The 17,927-nt window shown below is 63.2% G+C and carries 23 protein-coding genes; 15 read left to right on the top strand and 8 right to left on the bottom strand.

The annotated features are described in order from the left end of the window. The first annotated feature begins 6 nt into the window (after window positions 1–6). The 8 genes from QCE62_RS06840 (at window position 7) to QCE62_RS06805 (ending at window position 3,572) form a co-directional block, all read left to right on the top strand. Window positions 7–969 (top strand): hypothetical protein, encoded by a 963-nt coding sequence (locus tag QCE62_RS06840; RefSeq protein ID WP_309915813.1) that lies wholly within the window; start codon window positions 7–9, stop codon window positions 967–969. Window positions 970–979: 10 nt separating this feature from the next. Continuing rightward, window positions 980–1,165 (top strand): hypothetical protein, encoded by a 186-nt coding sequence (locus QCE62_RS06835; protein WP_309915810.1) that lies wholly within the window; start codon window positions 980–982, stop codon window positions 1,163–1,165. Window positions 1,166–1,250: 85 nt separating this feature from the next. Next, window positions 1,251–1,649 (top strand): hypothetical protein, encoded by a 399-nt coding sequence (locus tag QCE62_RS06830; protein ID WP_309915808.1) that lies wholly within the window; start codon window positions 1,251–1,253, stop codon window positions 1,647–1,649. 29 nt (window positions 1,650–1,678) lie between these two features. Continuing rightward, window positions 1,679–2,206, top strand: a complete 528-nt coding sequence (locus tag QCE62_RS06825; protein WP_309915805.1) for a hypothetical protein — start codon at window positions 1,679–1,681, stop codon at window positions 2,204–2,206. A 63-nt stretch (window positions 2,207–2,269) separates the two neighbouring features. After that, window positions 2,270–2,554 (top strand): hypothetical protein, encoded by a 285-nt coding sequence (locus tag QCE62_RS06820; protein WP_309915803.1) that lies wholly within the window; start codon window positions 2,270–2,272, stop codon window positions 2,552–2,554. After that, window positions 2,541–3,044: a hypothetical protein gene (locus tag QCE62_RS06815; protein WP_309915800.1), complete on the top strand. Its 504-nt coding sequence runs from the start codon at window positions 2,541–2,543 to the stop codon at window positions 3,042–3,044. The genes QCE62_RS06820 and QCE62_RS06815 overlap by 14 nt, the downstream gene beginning before the upstream one ends. Beyond that, a complete protein-coding gene (locus QCE62_RS06810; RefSeq protein WP_309915798.1) occupies window positions 3,041–3,424 on the top strand; it encodes a hypothetical protein in 384 nt (127 codons plus the stop codon). The genes QCE62_RS06815 and QCE62_RS06810 overlap by 4 nt, the downstream gene beginning before the upstream one ends. Further along, window positions 3,417–3,572: a hypothetical protein gene (locus QCE62_RS06805; protein ID WP_309915795.1), complete on the top strand. Its 156-nt coding sequence runs from the start codon at window positions 3,417–3,419 to the stop codon at window positions 3,570–3,572. Before QCE62_RS06810 ends, QCE62_RS06805 begins: the two co-directional genes overlap by 8 nt. 269 nt (window positions 3,573–3,841) lie before the next feature. Here the strand turns inward: QCE62_RS06805 and QCE62_RS06800 are convergent, their stop codons facing one another. From QCE62_RS06800 to QCE62_RS06790, 3 genes are read right to left on the bottom strand one after another with little or no spacing between them, the layout of a single operon-like run. After that, window positions 3,842–4,159: a hypothetical protein gene (locus QCE62_RS06800; protein ID WP_309915793.1), complete on the bottom strand. Its 318-nt coding sequence runs from the start codon at window positions 4,157–4,159 to the stop codon at window positions 3,842–3,844. Next, window positions 4,144–4,548, bottom strand: coding sequence for a helix-turn-helix transcriptional regulator (locus QCE62_RS06795; protein ID WP_309915790.1), 405 nt, complete (start codon window positions 4,546–4,548; stop codon window positions 4,144–4,146). Before QCE62_RS06795 ends, QCE62_RS06800 begins: the two co-directional genes overlap by 16 nt. Before the next feature lie 11 nt (window positions 4,549–4,559). Beyond that, window positions 4,560–4,883, bottom strand: a complete 324-nt coding sequence (locus tag QCE62_RS06790) for a hypothetical protein (protein ID WP_309915788.1) — start codon at window positions 4,881–4,883, stop codon at window positions 4,560–4,562. A 615-nt stretch (window positions 4,884–5,498) separates the two neighbouring features. Here QCE62_RS06790 and QCE62_RS06785 point away from each other — a divergent pair. Continuing rightward, window positions 5,499–5,738, top strand: coding sequence for a hypothetical protein (locus QCE62_RS06785; protein ID WP_309915785.1), 240 nt, complete (start codon window positions 5,499–5,501; stop codon window positions 5,736–5,738). 148 nt (window positions 5,739–5,886) lie between these two features. Next, window positions 5,887–6,105 carry a hypothetical protein gene (locus tag QCE62_RS06780; protein WP_309915783.1) on the top strand — a complete coding sequence of 73 codons (219 nt, stop codon included), beginning with the start codon at window positions 5,887–5,889 and terminating at the stop codon, window positions 6,103–6,105. 864 nt (window positions 6,106–6,969) lie between these two features. Here QCE62_RS06780 and QCE62_RS06775 read toward each other — a convergent pair. Next, complete coding sequence (locus tag QCE62_RS06775) at window positions 6,970–7,356, bottom strand: hypothetical protein (RefSeq protein WP_309915782.1); 387 nt, start codon at window positions 7,354–7,356, stop codon at window positions 6,970–6,972. A 221-nt stretch (window positions 7,357–7,577) separates the two neighbouring features. Here QCE62_RS06775 and QCE62_RS06770 point away from each other — a divergent pair, with 221 nt between their 5' ends. Beyond that, entirely contained in the window at window positions 7,578–8,420 is an 843-nt protein-coding gene (locus QCE62_RS06770) for a squalene/phytoene synthase family protein (protein ID WP_309919677.1), read from the top strand. A 5-nt stretch (window positions 8,421–8,425) separates the two neighbouring features. On the opposite strand, the gene QCE62_RS06765 is transcribed toward QCE62_RS06770, so the two are convergent. Beyond that, complete coding sequence (locus QCE62_RS06765; RefSeq protein WP_309915779.1) at window positions 8,426–9,340, bottom strand: DUF1501 domain-containing protein; 915 nt, start codon at window positions 9,338–9,340, stop codon at window positions 8,426–8,428. A gap of 12 nt (window positions 9,341–9,352) precedes the next feature. After that, window positions 9,353–9,754, bottom strand: coding sequence for a hypothetical protein (locus tag QCE62_RS06760; protein ID WP_309915776.1), 402 nt, complete (start codon window positions 9,752–9,754; stop codon window positions 9,353–9,355). Between the two features lie 243 nt (window positions 9,755–9,997). Here QCE62_RS06760 and ompR point away from each other — a divergent pair, with 243 nt between their 5' ends. The 3 genes from ompR (at window position 9,998) to QCE62_RS06745 (ending at window position 12,788) form a co-directional block, all read left to right on the top strand. After that, window positions 9,998–10,723 (top strand): two-component system response regulator OmpR, encoded by a 726-nt coding sequence (gene ompR / locus QCE62_RS06755; protein ID WP_016345257.1) that lies wholly within the window; start codon window positions 9,998–10,000, stop codon window positions 10,721–10,723. 76 nt (window positions 10,724–10,799) lie between these two features. Further along, window positions 10,800–12,164 (top strand): ATP-binding protein, encoded by a 1,365-nt coding sequence (locus QCE62_RS06750; protein WP_309808219.1) that lies wholly within the window; start codon window positions 10,800–10,802, stop codon window positions 12,162–12,164. 75 nt (window positions 12,165–12,239) lie between these two features. Next, window positions 12,240–12,788, top strand: coding sequence for a peroxiredoxin (locus QCE62_RS06745; RefSeq protein WP_309915773.1), 549 nt, complete (start codon window positions 12,240–12,242; stop codon window positions 12,786–12,788). A gap of 34 nt (window positions 12,789–12,822) precedes the next feature. On the opposite strand, the gene ispF is transcribed toward QCE62_RS06745, so the two are convergent. Then, window positions 12,823–13,314, bottom strand: coding sequence for a 2-C-methyl-D-erythritol 2,4-cyclodiphosphate synthase (ispF, locus tag QCE62_RS06740; RefSeq protein ID WP_309915770.1), 492 nt, complete (start codon window positions 13,312–13,314; stop codon window positions 12,823–12,825). A 37-nt stretch (window positions 13,315–13,351) separates the two neighbouring features. Next, entirely contained in the window at window positions 13,352–14,083 is a 732-nt protein-coding gene (gene ispD / locus QCE62_RS06735) for a 2-C-methyl-D-erythritol 4-phosphate cytidylyltransferase (protein WP_309915767.1), read from the bottom strand. A 134-nt stretch (window positions 14,084–14,217) separates the two neighbouring features. On the opposite strand from ispD, the gene mfd reads away from it, so the two are divergent. Then, window positions 14,218–17,694, top strand: coding sequence for a transcription-repair coupling factor (gene mfd / locus QCE62_RS06730; protein ID WP_309915763.1), 3,477 nt, complete (start codon window positions 14,218–14,220; stop codon window positions 17,692–17,694). Window positions 17,695–17,927 lie beyond the last annotated feature (233 nt).

Genomic DNA, 17,927 nt, shown 5'->3' with positions numbered 1-17,927 from the left:
GGCCACATGTTTCGCATCGACGACGTAACTGCATCCAGTTCCATGCCGGCACCCGACGCGGCTGGCACTGAAGGATATTTCACGGGCGGCGATCCGGCGAACGGCACTCCCGCGACACGAGTTCGGTACTGGTGGCTGAACATGATCCAAGAGGAACTGTGCTCCATCCTCGCGGCTGCTGGGATCGTGCGTTCAAAGACGAGTGTCCGCCAGGTCAACAGCGCGTTGCAGAAGATGTACGCGCCGGTGATCGGCTCGGCGCGCAACGCATCGATGCTCGTTTCCGCGGCATCGGCGACAGCGACTTTCACGGCTGACCAGATCGTCGTCGGAGCGGCGCTCAATGGGCAAACTTACGTCCTGCCCAGCTTCAGCAAGAGCATCAATCTCGGCTCAGTCGGCGCGGGCGGCATGGACACCGGATCCGCGCCGACGTCGGGGTATGTCGCGCTCTATGCGATCTGCAATCCGGTGACGGGGGCGACCGCGCTGCTCGCGACAGACGCGACCTCCAGCGTTGCGCCGAGTGTGTACGGCGGTGCGAACATGCCGTCGGGATACACGGCGAGCGCGCTCGTGAGCGTTTGGCCGACAAACGCCAGCAAGCAATTTGGTATCGGGCTTCAGAAAGACCGTTCCATCGCTTTCCCGCCCGTCTCTGTGCTCAACACGTCGACGCAAGCGGCCTCGCCGACGGCGCTATCGATCGCTGGGGCCGTTCCTCCAAACGCTACGTCGGTTACGGGCAACATGCTCGTGCAGTCTTCCGCAACTACTCAGATCGTTGGCACGATCGCGGCGAGCGTGTCGGGAATCGACGGCGCGACGTTCAGTAACGCGGCCTCGAACGTCTTCATCTACAACCCGTTCACCGTTCTCATCAACGCGCAGCAGACGATCTTCCGCACGGCAACGATCGGCAGCGGGACGCTCCTGAATCAAGCCACCGTCGTCAAATACACGTTCTGAGAGACATCCCATGACAATCATCTACGTGCAGTTCTCGGACGAAACCGACACCGAGATCATTTCTCAGTTCAGTTGCCCGCAGGATCCTGCGGACTGGCCCAATCAAGGAACGGTCGATTCCAGTGACCCGCGCTGGAAGACCTACTACGACGAGCAGCCGGCTTTCATCCAGGGCTTCCTCCCGACGCCTGACTGACGCTTGCCGTCGTGCATTGGTTGTGCCGCCGCCCTCGGGCGGCTTTTTTATGCCCGGATGACCGGCGATTACGAGGGCAGTACCGATGTCGGAATTCTGGACGGAAGGCGTGAAAGCGGTCGCTGCCGCGCTGACGGGGGCGGGTTCGTTCTGGGTTGGCGGCCGCGCGTGGCGCCAGATCGACCGCAAGCGACAGGCCGAAAGCGAGGGCGACGCCCGCATTGTCAGGGCGGAGTCAGACGGCCAGGTTGAGGCCATTGCTCGATTCGAGAAGCTCGCGACATTGGCAGAGGAGCGCGCGGCGCGCGCCGAGGCGCGTGAGCTGGCTGCCATTGAGCGTGCCGACCGCTATGAAGAGCTGATGCGGGCGGCGGTGAAGCAAGCCGACGAGGCCGAGAGGCGTGCGGCACGCGCCGAGGCGGAGGTCAAGGAACTCAAGGATCGGGTCGCGCGGCTCGAAAATAACAGGTCGGAGGAACGCTGATGTCAAGGCTTCGAGATTGGCGATGGTGGGTGCTGGGGCTCGGCGTGATAGGCGGCTTGTTGGGCGTCGCGGCTGGCGGTTTCTTCATTGGGCAGTGGGGCATGTCTGTTGATCGTGCCGACTGGGCCAAGGAGCGCGCCGGCTATATCAAGCGATTCCCCGAAGTCCGCACCGAGGCGCGCAATTCTTGCGTGGCCGAATACGAAGGCAAGGTTCAGCAGTTGCAGCAACAGAATCAGCAGAACGTCCAGGCGCTGTCCGACCTTCGATCGCTGATCACCGACACGCACGACGTCGCGCAATACACGCTGCGGTTCCTCGGCGACCGCGCGAAGCTGACCGACGCGCGGCAGGCGGCGCTGATCAAGCAGGCCCGGCAGGCCGCTGCGGCCGCTACCGTTGCGGCACAGAAAACCGAAGCCGTCGAGCAGAAGGTCACGGTCGCGACCGCGAAGGCTGTAGAGGCCGCGAGCACGGCGAAGGCCGTCGACAAGAAGCTGGACACCGCCGTGCAGCCGCCGCAGCCGGCGCAGCCGTGGGTAGGAAACCGCCGCTGACCGCATCACCAATCTCAACACCAGCCCGGCCGCGCGCCGGGCTTTTTCATTTCTGGAGGGCACATGCCTCTCATCCCATTCACCCGCTGGCGTCTCGAACTCGCCGACAACTGGCGGAAGCTCCATACACGCGGCACCGTCATCGTCGGCACTGCTTTCACCGCAGTGGTCGGATTCGGCCCAGCGCTGGCGACTGCATGGGCCGGTATGCCCATGGAACTTCGCGCGGTGCTTCCGCAGACGGTTCAGCAGTGGATCGCGTACACCATCTTCGGGCTGAGCTTCTTGGCCATCCGCTACACCACGGTCAGGCGCGTGCCGAAGGAGGGCGGCGATGGAACTCAATGACGTCATCCGCACGGCGATCGCGCCGGCGCTCGCGATCCTGCCGTATCAGATGGACACCGGCGAAGCGCGCGTAATGCTGCTGAGCATCGGGCTGCAGGAATCGCGCTTCGCGACGCGGCAGCAGATGGGTGGCGGCCCGGCGCGCGGCTTCTGGCAATGCGAGCAGGGCACGCAGGCGAGCCGCGGCGGCGTGTGGGGCTTCTACCTGCATCCGTCGAGCCGGTACTGGCTGAGCGTGCTCTGCAAGGCGCGCGGCGTCGCGTTCGATCCGGTGGCGATCTACGGCGCGCTCGACAAGGACGATGTGCTCGCTGCCGGCGTCGCGCGACTCGGCCTCTTCACCGACCCGAAGCGGCTGCCGGAGATCGACGACGCCGTCGGCTCGTGGGCGCTGTACCAGCGCGTCTGGCGCCCTGGCAAACCGAAGCCCGACACGTGGCCCACGCTCCACGCGCAGGCCGTCGCGGCCATCACCGGAGAAATCGCATGATCGAACTCTTGATGAAGCTCGGGCCGTGGATTGGCATGGGCCTCGCCGCGGCGTGGGCTCTGTTCACTCACCTGAGTGGGAAGACCAAGGTGGCGGACGCTCAGCTGCAGGCGCAGGCCGGCGTGGCGGCCGCGCAGGCGAAGCAGCAGGTGGCAGAAGACAACCTCAACGCGCGCAAGACTGCCGATGTGCAGGCGGACGCCGATGCGGCAAAGACTGCGGCCACGGCCGCGCAGGAGCGAACCGATGTGGAAAACTCTCAAGCTGCTCTCGACGACGCTGCTGCTCGCGCTGAGCTTCTCAAGCTGCTCCACGGCTCCGGCGACGACAACCCCGGAACTGGCCAAGGAAGTGCCGGGACCGACCCGGGTCGTGGATAATTCCTGCCTGTACTTCAAGCCAGAGACGCCGAGCGATGCCGACGTCATGGCGATGTCGCGGCCTTTTCTCGACCAGGTGACCGCGAACTTGAAGATGGGCGTCGAGCACTGCGGGTGGAAGCTGGGCGGAATGAGTCAGGGCAAGTAGGAGATGTCGGCAGGCCTTCGTCCATCCATTGCTCCACCCACACAATCAACAAGTGCTCCGCAATCGAGTGAGTGGCGCACGTCCATAGCGCTGAGTGAATCGGCTCGCACGCGGCGCCTCGTCGAGCGTGAAGGCAATGCAGCACCGCCCGGACGACGCGCGACTCGTCTTGTGTCGACCAACCTCGAGACAGATCCCGCCTCATACCCGTAATATGCTCCAGCCGTCACGCGACTTTTCACGAGCACATCCTTAATAACGAATGCTGCTCAGTGAATGTGTGAGGAAGGTATCAACCAAAACAACTTCATTACAGACGAAGCGGCACCACACAGGAATCCCACTGCCAACATCGCGAAGTCGGCTCGATCGAATTCCTTCGACGCCTCCTTAGCCTCCCTAGCTGCAGTCTCCGACATGCCCGCCAATGCCGGAGACTTCAACTGGTCGACGAGGTCCGCGAGCTTTTTGCTCGCGCGTAGGAGTTTGACAGCTTTGAACGCAGGAAACCAGATGAGTGCAAGGCTAGCGAGCACCAAGGATTCCGCAAGATAATCGCCAGCCGCCACGGTCAAAATGCGCTCCATAGTTTGTCGTTGTTCAGCGCCGCCGCCACAACACTGGAGCGATCAGTCTCGTCCATCAGCTCGATCTTCCTATGCGCACCTTGACCTTGCGAGGTGCGGTCGCCTTGCTCATCCAAAAAACCGACGACCAAAGAAAGACCAAGCGCGTGCGCTACAGAAACCATTCGGTCGAACGTTGGCCCGTTGACGCCCTCACCTTTCTCCAATTTGCTGATCTCGGACTGACCAGTGCCCAATTTCTCAGCGAGTTGCGCCTGAGTAAGGTCTTGCGCCTCGCGCGCTTGGCGAAGCATGTATCCGAAACGCACGAGCCTCGAACGCTGTTCGTAGCCGGCTTGGAATGCCTCGTTGTCCATCAGGTTGTCACGTAGTTCGTTCAACTTGCCCATAACATCCTCCATCACAAACGGCTTTTAGCCATCGCGCGTGCGGTACCCTGATCGTGGTGCGCAGACAGGGCCTTTAACACCGGACGCCCGTGACTCCCGGGCGGATCTAGAATTACATAAACGCCGAAGAGCGCCGGTGCGCACACTTCGTAGAGCCCGCTACCGCCCAAAATAAAGACGTAGTCGACAGGCTGATTGTTCGACCCGTGGCCCTTATCGATCACACCGTCAAGCAGCGCAAAAAGCTCTCCCAGAGAGTCGAAGTGATGCCTAAGCATCTGATCTTCAATGTCTTTTCGGAACAAATCGTGATAATCGTCGTCGTACGCCGGCACGTTGCCCCTCACTCTGAGTATGGGGTAAAACCAATATTTTCAAGCATTCTGCGCTCGTTCGAGGGTTTCGACAACGAAAAACGCGTTCTTCCGTGTGCGGCCGAACTGTCTGCGCTAATCCTATGATTTAAAAGGGATTTATCCACTCGTGAGCTTTTGTCGTTGAACCTGTACGGTTAGAGGACGCCAGGAGCAATTGAGGAATTTTGGGGCTCGACCGATGCGAGCAGACCCACGTCTAAAGGTCGTACGAAACTTGCTGGTGAATGCCGACTATCACCGCCTCGCGAAGGCTACGCCAAAATGCCTACCCGCTCTCGTTACCGCCGACGCCGCCGCCCGAAACCGGCATCGCTAAACTACGAAAATATGATGGAGGCTACAGTCCTTAACCGCCAGCGGGAGTTTGAAGGTCGGACGCAGGTGTACGACGTTCTGATCATCGTCGGCGTTGGGATTGCTGCGCTAGGCCTTCCAGCCGTTTTCCTAGTGCTATTGTTTTTACGCAGCTAGCGCTAGCCGAGGCGACTCGACCATAACAACCGCTGCCGCGTATGGAATTTGCTAAATGACGATCTCCCGCGTTCTCGGACGCGCTTCGCGACGCCGTAACACATGGTCGATCAGACGGCAAAAGGCAGCGTCTTTATGCTTGAGGTGGAAAATGTTCACGTCACAAGTGCCTTTATTGAAGCATCTTCACCTGAATTCGAACCGAGCATTTCTTACTGCGCTCATGGCAAATTCAAACATCGATCTGTCGGTTCGCGCAGCGGCGGCGGCGTCTCTGCTTTGTCGCGACGGGTACCTCACTACCGAAAATTTCACGTGTGGGAAGCACAACCCACCTCCTGAAGAGAGAGTTGCCAAATGGACCGGGCAGACTACTGGGTCGGGACAGGCTGTCGAAGAGTAATGGGCCTAAGGTGGGTAAGTCGGGATGGGAAACTGAGGCGTAACGCCATTCAAGTCGCCAATAAAACGCTCACGTAGTGGAGGTCGCATGCAGTCGATCAAGTTCCTTGTCCCCACTGAACACGTGCCGTCTTTTGTCGAAGACATAAGCGCATGGGCCGCTTTCACAGGCACCGACCCGCAGTTAGTTCAGACCGGCGATCCAGTGCAGGCAACGAACCTTGAATCTCCAATCAGTTATTCAGTAGCGATCGATGAGAGTTTCTTCGTCGAATACCCAAGCTGGCGGCTGTTCGTCGAGCAATAAGAAACGTCTCTTCCATACGAATGGGCGATGTGCTTACGCCGGGGTGGGATTGCTTCGTCGCGCGCCTTCCCCACGCACCTTGCATCGTGAAGCGGAACAGGTAGCGTCGATTGAAGTGACGGCCGACACGGACTTACAGTCGATTGCTCGACGATAGGAACGAAGGGCTATGGGGTCGCAGCAAGCCTTCTCCGCGGACGGATTTCGGGATGAACCCCCGGCATCAAGCTAAATGGCTCGATTCCTGTTCTCGACTTATCAGGGACGCACCAATTTGTTCGACCTGCAGATCGACGTTATCCGACATTCGGTGGCTTCGATAGAATCTACAAATGACAGCATCACGCCAGCATACGGCCGCTCAGCCTCGTGGCTTCGAGGTTTCGTGCGGGTTCGAGTCCCGCTCCTCGCACCACCCATCCCTCTCTGAATCAAGAGCCTGGATAAGCCAGGCGATCTTTGATTTGCCTGCATTCGCGCTGTTTTGCCATTCGAAAGACAGCAATGCGACAGCACAAAAAAAGCCACCGGGAAGGTGGCTTTTTGGTTTGTGCGCGAGTCAGCTTCCGCGCTGATGATCTGGCGCGCCGGCGCGACTGAGACCGTGGGTGGCCGCGCTGGCAATGATCGAGTCATGGTCGGGGTCTGCGCCGCATCGGGCCGAATATCAGCCTGCCGTATTCTCATGCAGTACAGGCGGCCGGAAACCCGTCAGACCCGTTTCTCTCGCCCGGACCTGAAACAAACCCGCGCCGGTTCCGGCTGACGCGGGTTTTTTTCGTCGACTCGATTCCGCTCGGACAGATCCCGTCCACGTCTCGCGCAAGCTCGCGATCGCGATCGCGAAGCATCCCGAATCATTCGCTAGACGCTGATATCGCCGAGTTCGACCATCATCACCTCGCCCTTCTCCTGCGAGCGGCCCGCGAAGTCCACTCCGGACTGATTCATCACCCGCCGGATCTCGTTCGGCAACAATTCGCTCGCGCGCGCCGCCGCGATCGGCCGATCCACGTGCGACAGGAACTGCCGCACGCCCGAGGGCTGCCAGAACACGAAGACATTGAGCGGATAGGACAGCGTGGCATCGGTCTTGCGATTCGCCGTGATGTGCAGACCCACCGTCGGCGACACATGCATCTGGCGCGGACACACACGGAAGTCGAAGCCTAGATCCGTCGCCACGCTCTTGACGAGGAACGGCAGGCATCGATCGCCGAATTGCTTGTTCTCGGATTTGCTCAGGGCCATGGGCGCCTCCCGACTGCGCGCACTGCAATGGAACGTCATACTCGGACGGATTGCGGCAGTGTTGCGCCGGGCGTGGGCGGCGTCAGTGGTGCGCCGCACATCCGGAGCCAGCGGCGTTCGCCTGCAAGCGGCGGCAAAGGCATCGCGGGGCGGATAAAATGGGCGCCCATGCGTCGGCGGATATCGCCCCGCCCACCCTTGCCTCCCCACACATCAAGTTCGTGAATTTCGACGACTACTGCCAGCAGAAAGCCGCACCCGAAGGCTCCGGCACGTATTACGCCTTGCGCCGCGCCCCCGCCGCCGTGCAGCCGCTCCTGACCGCCCTGTTCGCGCTGCGGCGCGAGCTGGAGGAAACGGTCAAGGAAACCAGCGATCCGACCATCGGCCGCACCAAGCACGCCTGGTGGCAAAGCGAACTCGGCCGGCTCGACGAAGGCACGCCGACCCATCCCGTCACCAAGGCGCTGCAGGCGCACGCAGGCGACGCCCGGCATGCCGTGCTCGACGAGGCCGGGCGCGGGTTGCTGGCGACGGTCGTCGACGGCTTCGGCATGGATCTGGATCAGGCGCGCTATCTCGACTGGCCCGGCTTGCGGCGCTATCTCGACCAGACCGGCGGCGCGTTCGCCACGGCGATCGCCCGTGTGACCGCGCGCGAGCCGCAACAGACCGCCGCGTGGGCCGCTCCGCTCGGCGCGGCGCTGCAACTGGCCGAACGCGTGCAGAACATCGGCGACGACGCGCGTCATGGCCGCATCTACATTCCGATCGATGAATTGCAGCGCTTCAACGTGACGGCGGCGGACATCATCAACCGCAAATATGGCGACGCTTTCGCCGAGCTGATGCGCTTCCAGACGACGCGCGCCCGCCAGACGCTCGACACGGCCCTCGCCGCCCTGCCGCCCGCCGAACGCGCCACGCAGCGCGTGCTGCGCGCCGAGGCGGCGCTCGCTTATGCCTTGTTCGATGAAATCGAGCGGGAAGACTTCAAGGTGCTGCATCAACGCATTTCACTCACGCCGATCCGCAAGCTGTGGATCACGTGGCGCACGCGTTGACTGCACTAGGCGCGCAATAGCGGCAGCGGCGCGAAGCGTTCCACCGATGACGACGGCACGACGCCCAGATGCGCGCACGCCGTGGCGTGCAGTTGCCTGAAGTCGAGGGTCACGGGTATGCCCTCATCGGCTTCGAGTGCATCGAGGCGCGGCGCCGCGCCCCACAGGCCGCCGCGCACGTTGCCGCCCATCAGGAAATGCGCCGCGGCGGCGCCGTGATCCGTGCCGCCGGCCGCATTCTCACGCACCGACCGTCCGAAATCCGAGCTCGTCATGACGAGCGTCCGATGCCAGTCGCCGGATGCGATCAACTGCGCTCGCAGCACCATCAGCCCCTTCGCCAGTTGCCCCAGCAGCGCCGCATGCCGCGACGCTTGGCTCTCGTGCGTGTCGAAGCCGTGCAGCGCGATGCGCGCCACGGCCGCTTCGCGTTGCGCGATCGAGCGCGCGGCGTCCTCGCATGAAGCAGCGAACGAGCCGGCGGGCGAGCTTCGGGCAAGCGGCACGCCCGCGTTTGCAAACCAGCTGTCGTCGCGGTATTCATGCGGGTCGGAGGCCGTGTCCCAGATCTGCCGTGAGCGGAAATGCGAGCGGTTGCACGCGTCATGACCGACGCCCTGCACGATCGCCAGTTCCTGTCCACGCCAGGCCCCGAGCAAGGGTAAAAGCGACGGATGCAAACCCGTGCGTGCATCGAGCGTCAAGACCTGCTCTTCCGGTACGGCGAGCGTCGGCCGCAGCGCACGGTACAGCGGATCGCCGATCGGGATGACGGTATTCACGCCATCGTTGCCGCCATTCAGGTCGACGAGCACCAGCGCGCGATCGAATGTGGAAGCTCCTGCAAGCGGCCGGCATGCGACGCCGCCCGACCATCCCGCGAACGCGCCGGCCGTGCAGAGAAACTGGCGTCGGTTCATCGGCGTGGGCGCCTAGCGCTTGTACAGATCGCGCACCGCTTCTTCGATGTGCTGCCGCAAGAGACGGCGCTCGTCGGCGGTCATCACGGTATGGCGCGGCGGGCGCGCGGGCGGCGCCTGATCGACCTGCTGGATGGGTTGCATCGCGGGCGCCTGGCTGTCATGCGCACTGGTCGCACCGGACCCGCGCTTGTTCACGCGCTGCTGTGCGCGAATCATGCGGCCATCGAAACGTTTGGGTGATGTGGTGACGTTGCTGTCGAAACGGTCGGAACGGTTGCCGTCGAGCGCGAAACCGGCGTTCTGCGCATGGGCGTGAGGCGTGCTCAGTACTGCATAGAGCGCACTGGCAAGAAGTGTCTTTCTGAAAATGCGCTCGGCGCGCACGGGTCCGCGTTGCCGCGCTCCCTTCATATTGTTCCCTTCGTTGCTCGACAACCGGACAGCCTCAGTCTTTTCATGCACGTCCTGCCATGGCTGGTCGGGCCGCACGACGCGCTGGTCTAATGGAGTATCTACCGAATGGCGGGCTCAGGTAACGCAGTGTACGGCCCAAACCCTTAGGCCGTGCCACAGGCCCCGTAAATTTTGTAACCAACTGTTACACTCGCTTTTGTTACAAACTCGACGTTTGACTAATCGCGCTAAGATGCCGCCATGGAAACCAAGAACCCTTCAAAAATTCTCGTAGTCGACGACGACCCGCGCCTGCGTGACCTCTTGCGCCGTTACCTCGGCGAGCAAGGCTTCAACGTGTACGTCGCGGAAAACGCCCCGGCCATGAACAAGCTCTGGGTGCGCGAGCGTTTCGACCTGCTGGTGCTCGACCTGATGCTCCCCGGCGAAGACGGCCTTTCCATCTGTCGTCGTCTGCGCGGCAGCAATGACCGCACGCCCATCATCATGCTGACCGCGAAGGGCGAAGATGTGGATCGTATCGTCGGGCTGGAAATGGGCGCCGACGATTATTTGCCGAAGCCGTTCAACCCGCGCGAACTCGTGGCGCGCATTCATGCGGTGCTGCGTCGCCAGACGCCGTCCGAACTGCCGGGCGCGCCGTCGGAAACCACCGAGGTGTTCGAGTTCGGCGAATTCGCGCTGAACCTCGCAACGCGTACGCTCACGAAGAACGGCCAGGAAATTCCGCTGACCACCGGCGAATTCTCGGTGCTGAAAGTCTTCGCGCGTCATCCGCGCCAGCCGCTGTCGCGCGAAAAGCTGATGGAGCTCGCACGCGGCCGTGAATACGAAGTGTTCGACCGCAGTCTCGACGTACAGATCTCGCGTCTGCGCAAGCTGATCGAGCCCGATCCGAGCAGTCCGCGCTTCATTCAGACGGTGTGGGGCCTGGGCTACGTGTTCATTCCCGACGGCGCGGCCTGAGTGTTTCTAAGCTTCTTGAGCTTGAGCGAGTTTGGTCACGCTTTCTTCCCTTACCCGAGCTGAACCCGACAGACCCATGCGCATCGACAGGCGGCTACTGGCGCTCGCGTTCGGCGGCCTGTTCTGGCGTACCTTCGCGCTGATCGCGCTGCTCATCGCGGTCAGCCTGACCGCATGGTTCCAGAGCTTTCGCGTGATCGAACGCGAGCCGCGCGCGCAGCGCGTGGCGCTGCAGCTCGTCGCGGTTGTCAAGCTGACGCGCACCGCCCTGCTCTATTCCGATCCCGACCTGCGCCGCGCGCTGTTGCAGGATCTGGAGAGCAACGAGGGTGTGCGCGTCTATCCGCGCGAAACCACCGACAAGTACAAGCTCCAGCCCGACGAGTCGCTCAACCGGCTGATCGAGCGCGACGTGCGCGGCCGGCTCGGCAACGACACGATCATCGCCCAGTCGGTGAACGAGATTCCCGGCGTGTGGATCAGCTTCAAGATCGATGACGACGATTACTGGGTCGCACTCGACCGCGACCAGCTCGACACCGTCACCGGCCTGCAATGGGCCGGCTGGGGCGTGTTCGCGCTGGCGCTGTCGCTGTTCGGCGCGGCTTTCATTACAAGCCTCGTGAACCGGCCGTTCGCGCGGCTGGCGCTGGCTGCGCGCAAGCTCGGTTCGGGACAGTCGCCGGAACCCTTGCCGGAGCGCGGCATGGGCGTTGCCGCCGAGACCAACCGCAGCTTCAACCAGATGGTGCAGGACCTCGAACAACTCGAGGCGGACCGCGCACTGATGCTCGCGGGCATTTCGCACGACTTGCGCACGCCGCTCGCGCGGCTGCGGCTCGAAACCGAAATGAGTCCGTCGGACGAGGCCACCAAGCTCGCGATGATCGACGACATCGAGCAGATGGACATGATCATCGGCCGCTTCCTGGACTACGCGCGGCCGATGCAGCGCATGCCTGAAGCCGTCGATCTCTCGATGATCGCCAGCGAACTGGCCGCACGTTTCCACGCCGACGAAGGCGTCGTGATGCGCACCGATCTCGCGCCCGGCGCGGTGATCGAGGGCGATCCGACCGATGCGCGCCGCGTCGTCGGCAACCTGCTGGAGAACGCGCGCAAGTACGGCCGCAGCGAGCACGACGACATCGCCCGCATCACGCTGCAGACGCGGGTGTCGCACGGCAAGGTGGAGCTCTCGGTGATGGACGAAGGCCGCGGCATCCCCGACGACCAGGTCGCGCTGATCACGCGTCCGTTCTATCGCGTCGATACCGCCCGCACCCAGGCGAACGGCACGGGCCTCGGCATGGCGATCGTGCAGCGCCTCGTCACGCGGCAGCGTGGCACGCTGCGCCTGCGCAACCGCGCGCCGCTGGCGGGCTTCGAGGTGACGATCGATTTCCCGTCGATGAAGGGCGGCGCGCGCTTCGAAGGCTGAATCGCGGCTTGAAACCCGGCGACGTCATGGGTGTCTGATTCGAACGCGTTCTATTTCTTCCTCAGGAGTCTCTGCATGAAGACCGTCGGCGACAAAGTCGAGGCTTTCACCGTCACCGCGGCGAAGCCGGGCTTCAACCATTACGAGGAAAACGGCCAGTTTGCCTTCGAGGACATCACGGAGCAATCCTTTCCGGGCAAGTGGAAGATCATCTACTTCTACCCGCGCGATTTCGGCTTCGTGTGCCCGACGGAGATCATCGAGTTCGCGCGCATTGCACGGGACTTCGAGGATCGTGACGCGGTGCTGATGGGCGGCAGCGTCGACAACGAGTTCGTCAAGCTGGCCTGGCGCCGTGAGCACCGGGAACTGAGCAAGCTCAATCACTATGCCTTCGGCGACGTGAAGGGCGAACTGATCGATCAGCTGGGCATCCGCGACAAGGAAGCGGGCGTGGCGTTGCGCGCGACCTTCATCGTCGATCCCGACAACATCATCCAGCACGTGTCGGTCAATAACCTGAACGTAGGCCGCAGCCCCGAGGAAGTACTGCGCGTGCTCGACGCGCTGCAAACCGGCGAGCTGTGTGCCTGCGAGCGCCCGGCCGGCGGCGCGACGCTCTGAGCGCGCGCCGCTCGCCTGTCGCCTATAAAACGCGTCAAGCGTCGATGGACGTCCTGCGCAGCAGCACGGCCGCCTGCGCCTCGATGCCTTCCTTGCGGCCGAGGTAGCCGAGCTTCTCGTTGGTCTTGGCCTTGACGTTGACGCGGTCGAGCGGCAGGTCGAGGTCGTCGGCGATGTTCGCGCGCATGGCCTCGATATGCGGCGCGAGCTTCGGCGCCTGGGCGATCACGGTGCTGTCCACATTGACGATCGCGAAACCGGCGTCTGTCACGCGGTGCATCGCTTCTCGCAACAGCACGCGGCTGTCGGCGCCGGCGAATTCGGTCGCGGTATCCGGAAAATGCCGGCCGATATCGCCGAGCGACGCCGCGCCGAACAGCGCGTCGGTGATGGCGTGCAGCAGGACGTCCGCGTCCGAGTGGCCGAGCAGGCCGCGTTCGTAAGGCACCGTCACGCCGCCGATGATGAGCGGGCGGCCCTCGACGAGCTGGTGGACGTCGTAGCCCTGTCCGATTCTGAAATCCATCGATGCAAACCTTGGTTGAGTGAGAGGTGGACGAGCTTCAGGCGTGCGCGGCGAGCATCGCGCCGGCGAGCGCGAAGTCTTCCGGATACGTCACCTTGAAGTTGCGCAGGCTGCCCTGAACTAGCTTCGGCGAGTGGCCGAGCCATTCGATGGCGCTGGCTTCGTCGGTCAGGTCGTGGCCGTCGTGACGCGCACGTTCGATCGCCTCGCGCAGCATGCCGACGCGGAACATCTGCGGCGTCTGCGCTTGCCAGAGGCCGTCGCGCGATTCCGTGCGGGCGATCCGTACATCATGGACGTCGTTGCTGGGCACGTCGGGCATGTTCGGTGCGACGCGCTTGAGCGTGTCCGCGACCGGCAGCGCGAGAATGCCGCCCACTGCGTCGTCGCGCAGTTCCGCGACGAGCTTGCGGATCATCTCCGGCGTGATGCCGGGGCGCGCGGCGTCATGCACGAGCACCCAGTCGTCGTCGCGCGCGCCGAAGCCGGCGAGCGCGAGCAGACCGTTGTACACCGAGGCCTGCCGCGAAGGGCCGCCGCAGCGCGCCACCACGAAGCGCAGGCCGGCGAAGCGGCGCGCGTCGAAGTGCGGGTCGTCCGGTGCAAGCACGACCAGGGTCTGCGAGAATTCGGAACATGCGTCGAATGCCGCGAGCGTGTAGGCGAGCATCGGGCGGCCTGCGACGGTCTGGTATTGCTTCGGCATCGGCGCGCCGGAACGGCTGCCGGTGCCGGCGCAGGGAATCAGTGAGAAGAGGCGCGAAGTCACGGGCGGGTAACGTGGTTTAACGTGGCCAAGTCAAAGTCGAAGCCCGGATTTTATAATAGGTCCATCGCGACCACGTCCGGCGCACGCCAGTTCGCTCCTTCGAACGGCCTGCCGGACGGCTCCATGCACACCCTATGCCTTCCAAAGCCGTCACCGCGCAGTCCAGTTCTCCCATTGCCCTAGTCAAGCCTGGTCAGCGTTTCGTCTTCTCCGGCGCGACCGTTTCGTCCGACGCCCTCGCCCTCGCCCGCTATCACGCGGCGTATCGCGACAGCGTGCCGTTGCTGACGATCGTCACGGCCAGCGCGGTCGATGCCCAGCGTCTCGCGGCCGAAATTCCTTACTTCGCGCCCGATGCCCGCGTGCGGCTGCTGCCCGACTGGGAAACGCTTCCGTACGACACCTTTTCCCCACATCAGGACCTGGTGTCGGAGCGTCTGGCGACGCTGCATGATCTCGGCGAAGGCCGCTGCGACATCCTGATCGTGCCGGCGACCACGGCGCTGTACCGGATGCCGCCGGCGTCGTTCCTGGCGGCCTATACGTTCTCGTTCAAGCAGGGCGAGCGCCTCGACGAAGCGAAGCTCAAGGCACAGCTGACGCTGGCGGGCTACGAACATGTGAGCCAGGTCGTGCGGCCGGGCGAATACTGTGTGCGCGGTTCGCTGATCGATCTCTACCCGATGGGTTCGCCGCTGCCCTACCGGCTCGATTTGTTCGACGACCAGGTGGATTCGATCCGCGCGTTCGATCCCGACACGCAACGCAGCCTCTATCCGGTGAAGGACGTGCGCCTGCTGCCGGGCCGCGAGTTTCCCTTCGACGAAGCCGCGCGCACGGCCTTTCGCAGCCGTTGGCGGGAAGTGTTCGAGGGGGATCCGAGCCGCTCGCAGATCTACAAGGACATGGGCAACGGCGTGCCGTCGGCGGGCATCGAATACTACTTGCCGCTGTTCTTCGACGACACCGCGACGCTCTTCCACTATCTGCCCGAAGGCTCGCAACTGGCTTTCGTCGGCGACCTGGATGCGGCCATCAAGCGTTTCACGCACGACACCAAGCAGCGCCACGCCTTCCTGTCGCACGATCGCGAGCGGCCGCTGCTTGAACCGCGCCGCCTGTTCCTGGCGGACGACGACTTCTTCACCTTCGCGAAGCCGTTCGCGCAGCTCAAGTTCCCGGCCGTGCCCGAAGGCGGCTGGGCCGCGCCCTTGCCGGGGCTCGCGCTCGACCGCCACGCCGACGAGCCCCTGCTCGCGCTGCGCCATTACCTGGAGCAGACGGAGAATCGCGTGATGCTGGTGGCGGAATCGGCGGGACGGCGCGAGACCATCCAGCAGTTGCTCGCCGAGAATCACCTGCGCGGCGAGATGCACGACACCTTCCACGAGTGGCTGACGAGCGACGGCAAGTTCACGCTCGGCATCGCGCCGCTGGCGAACGGTTTTTCGCTGCCGTCCGAGAAGCTCGCGATCATCACGGAGACCGAACTCTACGGACCGCTGGCGCGCCGGCCCGGACGGCGCCGTCAGGAACAGGCGAGCAATGTCGATTCGATGGTGCGCGACCTTGCCGAACTGAAGGTGGGCGATCCGGTCGTGCATGCGCAGCACGGTATTGGCCGCTACATGGGATTGGTGTCGATGGATCTCGGCGAGGGCGAAACCGAGTTCCTGCATCTCGAGTATCAGAACGAGGCGAAGCTGTACGTGCCGGTGTCGCAACTGCATGTGATTTCGCGCTATAGCGGCGCGGATCCGGAGAGCGCGCCGCTGCATCAGCTGGGTTCGGGACAATGGGAAAAGGCCAAGCGCAAGGCGGCCCAGCAGATCCGCGATACCGCCGCCGAACTGCTCAACCTCTATGCACGCCGTGCCGCGCGAGAGGGCTACGCGTTCAAGCTGGAGCCGCGCGACTACACGAAGTTCGCGGAGAGCTTCGGCTTCGAGGAAACGCCCGATCAGGCGGCGGCGATTGCCGCGGTCATCGGCGACATGACGAGCGGCAAGCCGATGGACCGTCTCGTGTGCGGCGACGTCGGCTTCGGCAAGACGGAGGTGGCGTTGCGGGCCGCGTTCATCGCGGTGATGGCGGGCAAGCAGGTGGCGATTCTCTCGCCGACGACGCTGCTTGCCGAGCAGCATACGCAGACCTTCACCGATCGCTTCGCGGACTGGCCGGTGCGCATCGCGGAGCTGTCGCGCTTCAAGACGGGCAAGGAAGTCTCGACGGCCGTGCAGCAGATCAACGATGGCTCGGTGGATATCGTCATCGGCACGCACAAGCTCTTGTCCGGCGACGTGAAGTTCAAACGGCTGGGGCTGGTGATCATCGACGAAGAGCATCGTTTTGGCGTGCGTCAGAAGGAAGGGTTGAAGGCATTGCGCGCCGAGGTGGACGTGCTCACGCTGACCGCCACGCCGATCCCGCGTACGCTCGGCATGGCGCTGGAAGGCTTGCGCGATTTCTCGGTGATTGCGACGGCGCCGCAGAAGCGTCTGGCCATCAAGACCTTCGTGCGTCGCGAGGAAGACGGCGTGATACGCGAGGCGATGCTGCGCGAACTGAAGCGCGGCGGCCAGGTGTACTTCCTGCACAACGAGGTGGAGACCATCGAGAATCGCCGCGCGATGCTGGAGGCGCTGGTGCCTGAGGCGCGCATTGCGGTGGCGCATGGACAAATGCATGAGCGCGAACTCGAACGCGTGATGCGTGACTTTGTCGGTCAGCGTGCGAATGTGCTGTTGTGCACGACGATCATCGAGACTGGCATCGATGTGCCGAGTGCGAACACGATTCTCATGCATCGGGCGGACAAGTTCGGTCTGGCGCAGTTGCATCAGTTGCGTGGGCGGGTCGGGCGTTCGCATCACCAGGCGTATGCGTATTTGCTGGTGCATGATCCGCAGTCGCTGACGAAGCAGGCGCAGCGCCGGCTGGAGGCGATCCAGCAGATGGAGGAACTCGGTTCGGGCTTCTATCTCGCGATGCATGACCTGGAGATTCGCGGCACGGGTGAGGTGCTGGGCGACAAGCAGTCGGGCGAGATTCACGAGATTGGCTTTCAGCTTTACACCGACATGCTGAACGACGCCGTGCGGGCGCTGAAGGATGGGCGCGAGCCGGATCTGAATGCGCCGCTTGCCGCGACGACGGAGATCAATCTGCATGCGCCGGCCATTCTTCCTGCGGATTATTGCGGCGATGTGCAGGAGCGTCTGTCGCTGTACAAGCGGCTGGCCAACTGCGAATCGAGCGATGCGATCGACGGGATTCTCGAGGAGCTGGTGGACCGCTTTGGCAAGTTGCCGCCGCAGGCGCATGCGCTGGTGGAGACGCATCGGTTGAGGCTTGCCGCCAAGCCGTTGGGCATCTCCAAGATCGATGCTGGGGAGCAGGCCATTTCGTTGCAGTTCGTGCCGAATCCTCCGGTTGATGGGATGAAGATCATCGAGATGGTGCAGAAGCACAAGCACATCAAGCTGGCGGGGCAGGACAAGTTGCGGATCGAGACGAGGAGTCCGGATCTGGCTGTGCGGATCGGGACGGTGAAGGAGACGCTCCGAGCGTTGGGGGCGCCGGTCAGGCAGCCGGCGGTTTCTGGGCGGTGAAAAGGGGCTTTTTCTGAGGGATCTATTTCGTTGGCTTTGCGCTTCGATGGACTTCCTGTATTCGCGTCGGTCTATTGGCACTGCCCCTCCCCGGGGCGGGGGTCTTCGCTCTCGTCCTTCGCGTGGGTTGCTTGTGTTTGCCAGCGCTTCTATGGACTTCCTGTGTTCGCGTCGGTCTGCTAGCACTGCCCCTCCCCGGGGCGGGGGTAACTTTCTTTGCCGCTGCAAAGAAA

The sequence above is a fragment of the Caballeronia sp. LZ033 genome (genome assembly GCF_031451265.1).
Lineage (GTDB): Bacteria > Pseudomonadota > Gammaproteobacteria > Burkholderiales > Burkholderiaceae > Caballeronia.
This window is presented reverse-complemented; position numbering and strand designations above follow the sequence as displayed.

What these genes read in the sequence shown, in the direction of transcription:
- QCE62_RS06840 (WP_309915813.1), top strand. Translation starts at nt 7, where the DNA reads ATGTTTCGCATCGACGACGTAACTGCATCCAGTTCCATGCCGGCACCC.
- QCE62_RS06835 (WP_309915810.1), top strand. Translation starts at nt 980, where the DNA reads ATGACAATCATCTACGTGCAGTTCTCGGACGAAACCGACACCGAGATC.
- QCE62_RS06830 (WP_309915808.1), top strand. Translation starts at nt 1,251, where the DNA reads ATGTCGGAATTCTGGACGGAAGGCGTGAAAGCGGTCGCTGCCGCGCTG.
- QCE62_RS06820 (WP_309915803.1), top strand. Translation starts at nt 2,270, where the DNA reads ATGCCTCTCATCCCATTCACCCGCTGGCGTCTCGAACTCGCCGACAAC.
- QCE62_RS06815 (WP_309915800.1), top strand. Translation starts at nt 2,541, where the DNA reads ATGGAACTCAATGACGTCATCCGCACGGCGATCGCGCCGGCGCTCGCG.
- QCE62_RS06810 (WP_309915798.1), top strand. Translation starts at nt 3,041, where the DNA reads ATGATCGAACTCTTGATGAAGCTCGGGCCGTGGATTGGCATGGGCCTC.
- QCE62_RS06800 (WP_309915793.1), bottom strand. Translation starts at nt 4,159, where the DNA reads ATGGAGCGCATTTTGACCGTGGCGGCTGGCGATTATCTTGCGGAATCC.
- QCE62_RS06795 (WP_309915790.1), bottom strand. Translation starts at nt 4,548, where the DNA reads ATGGGCAAGTTGAACGAACTACGTGACAACCTGATGGACAACGAGGCA.
- QCE62_RS06785 (WP_309915785.1), top strand. Translation starts at nt 5,499, where the DNA reads ATGGTCGATCAGACGGCAAAAGGCAGCGTCTTTATGCTTGAGGTGGAA.
- QCE62_RS06780 (WP_309915783.1), top strand. Translation starts at nt 5,887, where the DNA reads ATGCAGTCGATCAAGTTCCTTGTCCCCACTGAACACGTGCCGTCTTTT.
- QCE62_RS06775 (WP_309915782.1), bottom strand. Translation starts at nt 7,356, where the DNA reads ATGGCCCTGAGCAAATCCGAGAACAAGCAATTCGGCGATCGATGCCTG.
- QCE62_RS06765 (WP_309915779.1), bottom strand. Translation starts at nt 9,340, where the DNA reads ATGAACCGACGCCAGTTTCTCTGCACGGCCGGCGCGTTCGCGGGATGG.
- QCE62_RS06760 (WP_309915776.1), bottom strand. Translation starts at nt 9,754, where the DNA reads ATGAAGGGAGCGCGGCAACGCGGACCCGTGCGCGCCGAGCGCATTTTC.
- ompR (WP_016345257.1), top strand. Translation starts at nt 9,998, where the DNA reads ATGGAAACCAAGAACCCTTCAAAAATTCTCGTAGTCGACGACGACCCG.
- QCE62_RS06750 (WP_309808219.1), top strand. Translation starts at nt 10,800, where the DNA reads ATGCGCATCGACAGGCGGCTACTGGCGCTCGCGTTCGGCGGCCTGTTC.
- QCE62_RS06745 (WP_309915773.1), top strand. Translation starts at nt 12,240, where the DNA reads ATGAAGACCGTCGGCGACAAAGTCGAGGCTTTCACCGTCACCGCGGCG.
- ispF (WP_309915770.1), bottom strand. Translation starts at nt 13,314, where the DNA reads ATGGATTTCAGAATCGGACAGGGCTACGACGTCCACCAGCTCGTCGAG.
- mfd (WP_309915763.1), top strand. Translation starts at nt 14,218, where the DNA reads ATGCCTTCCAAAGCCGTCACCGCGCAGTCCAGTTCTCCCATTGCCCTA.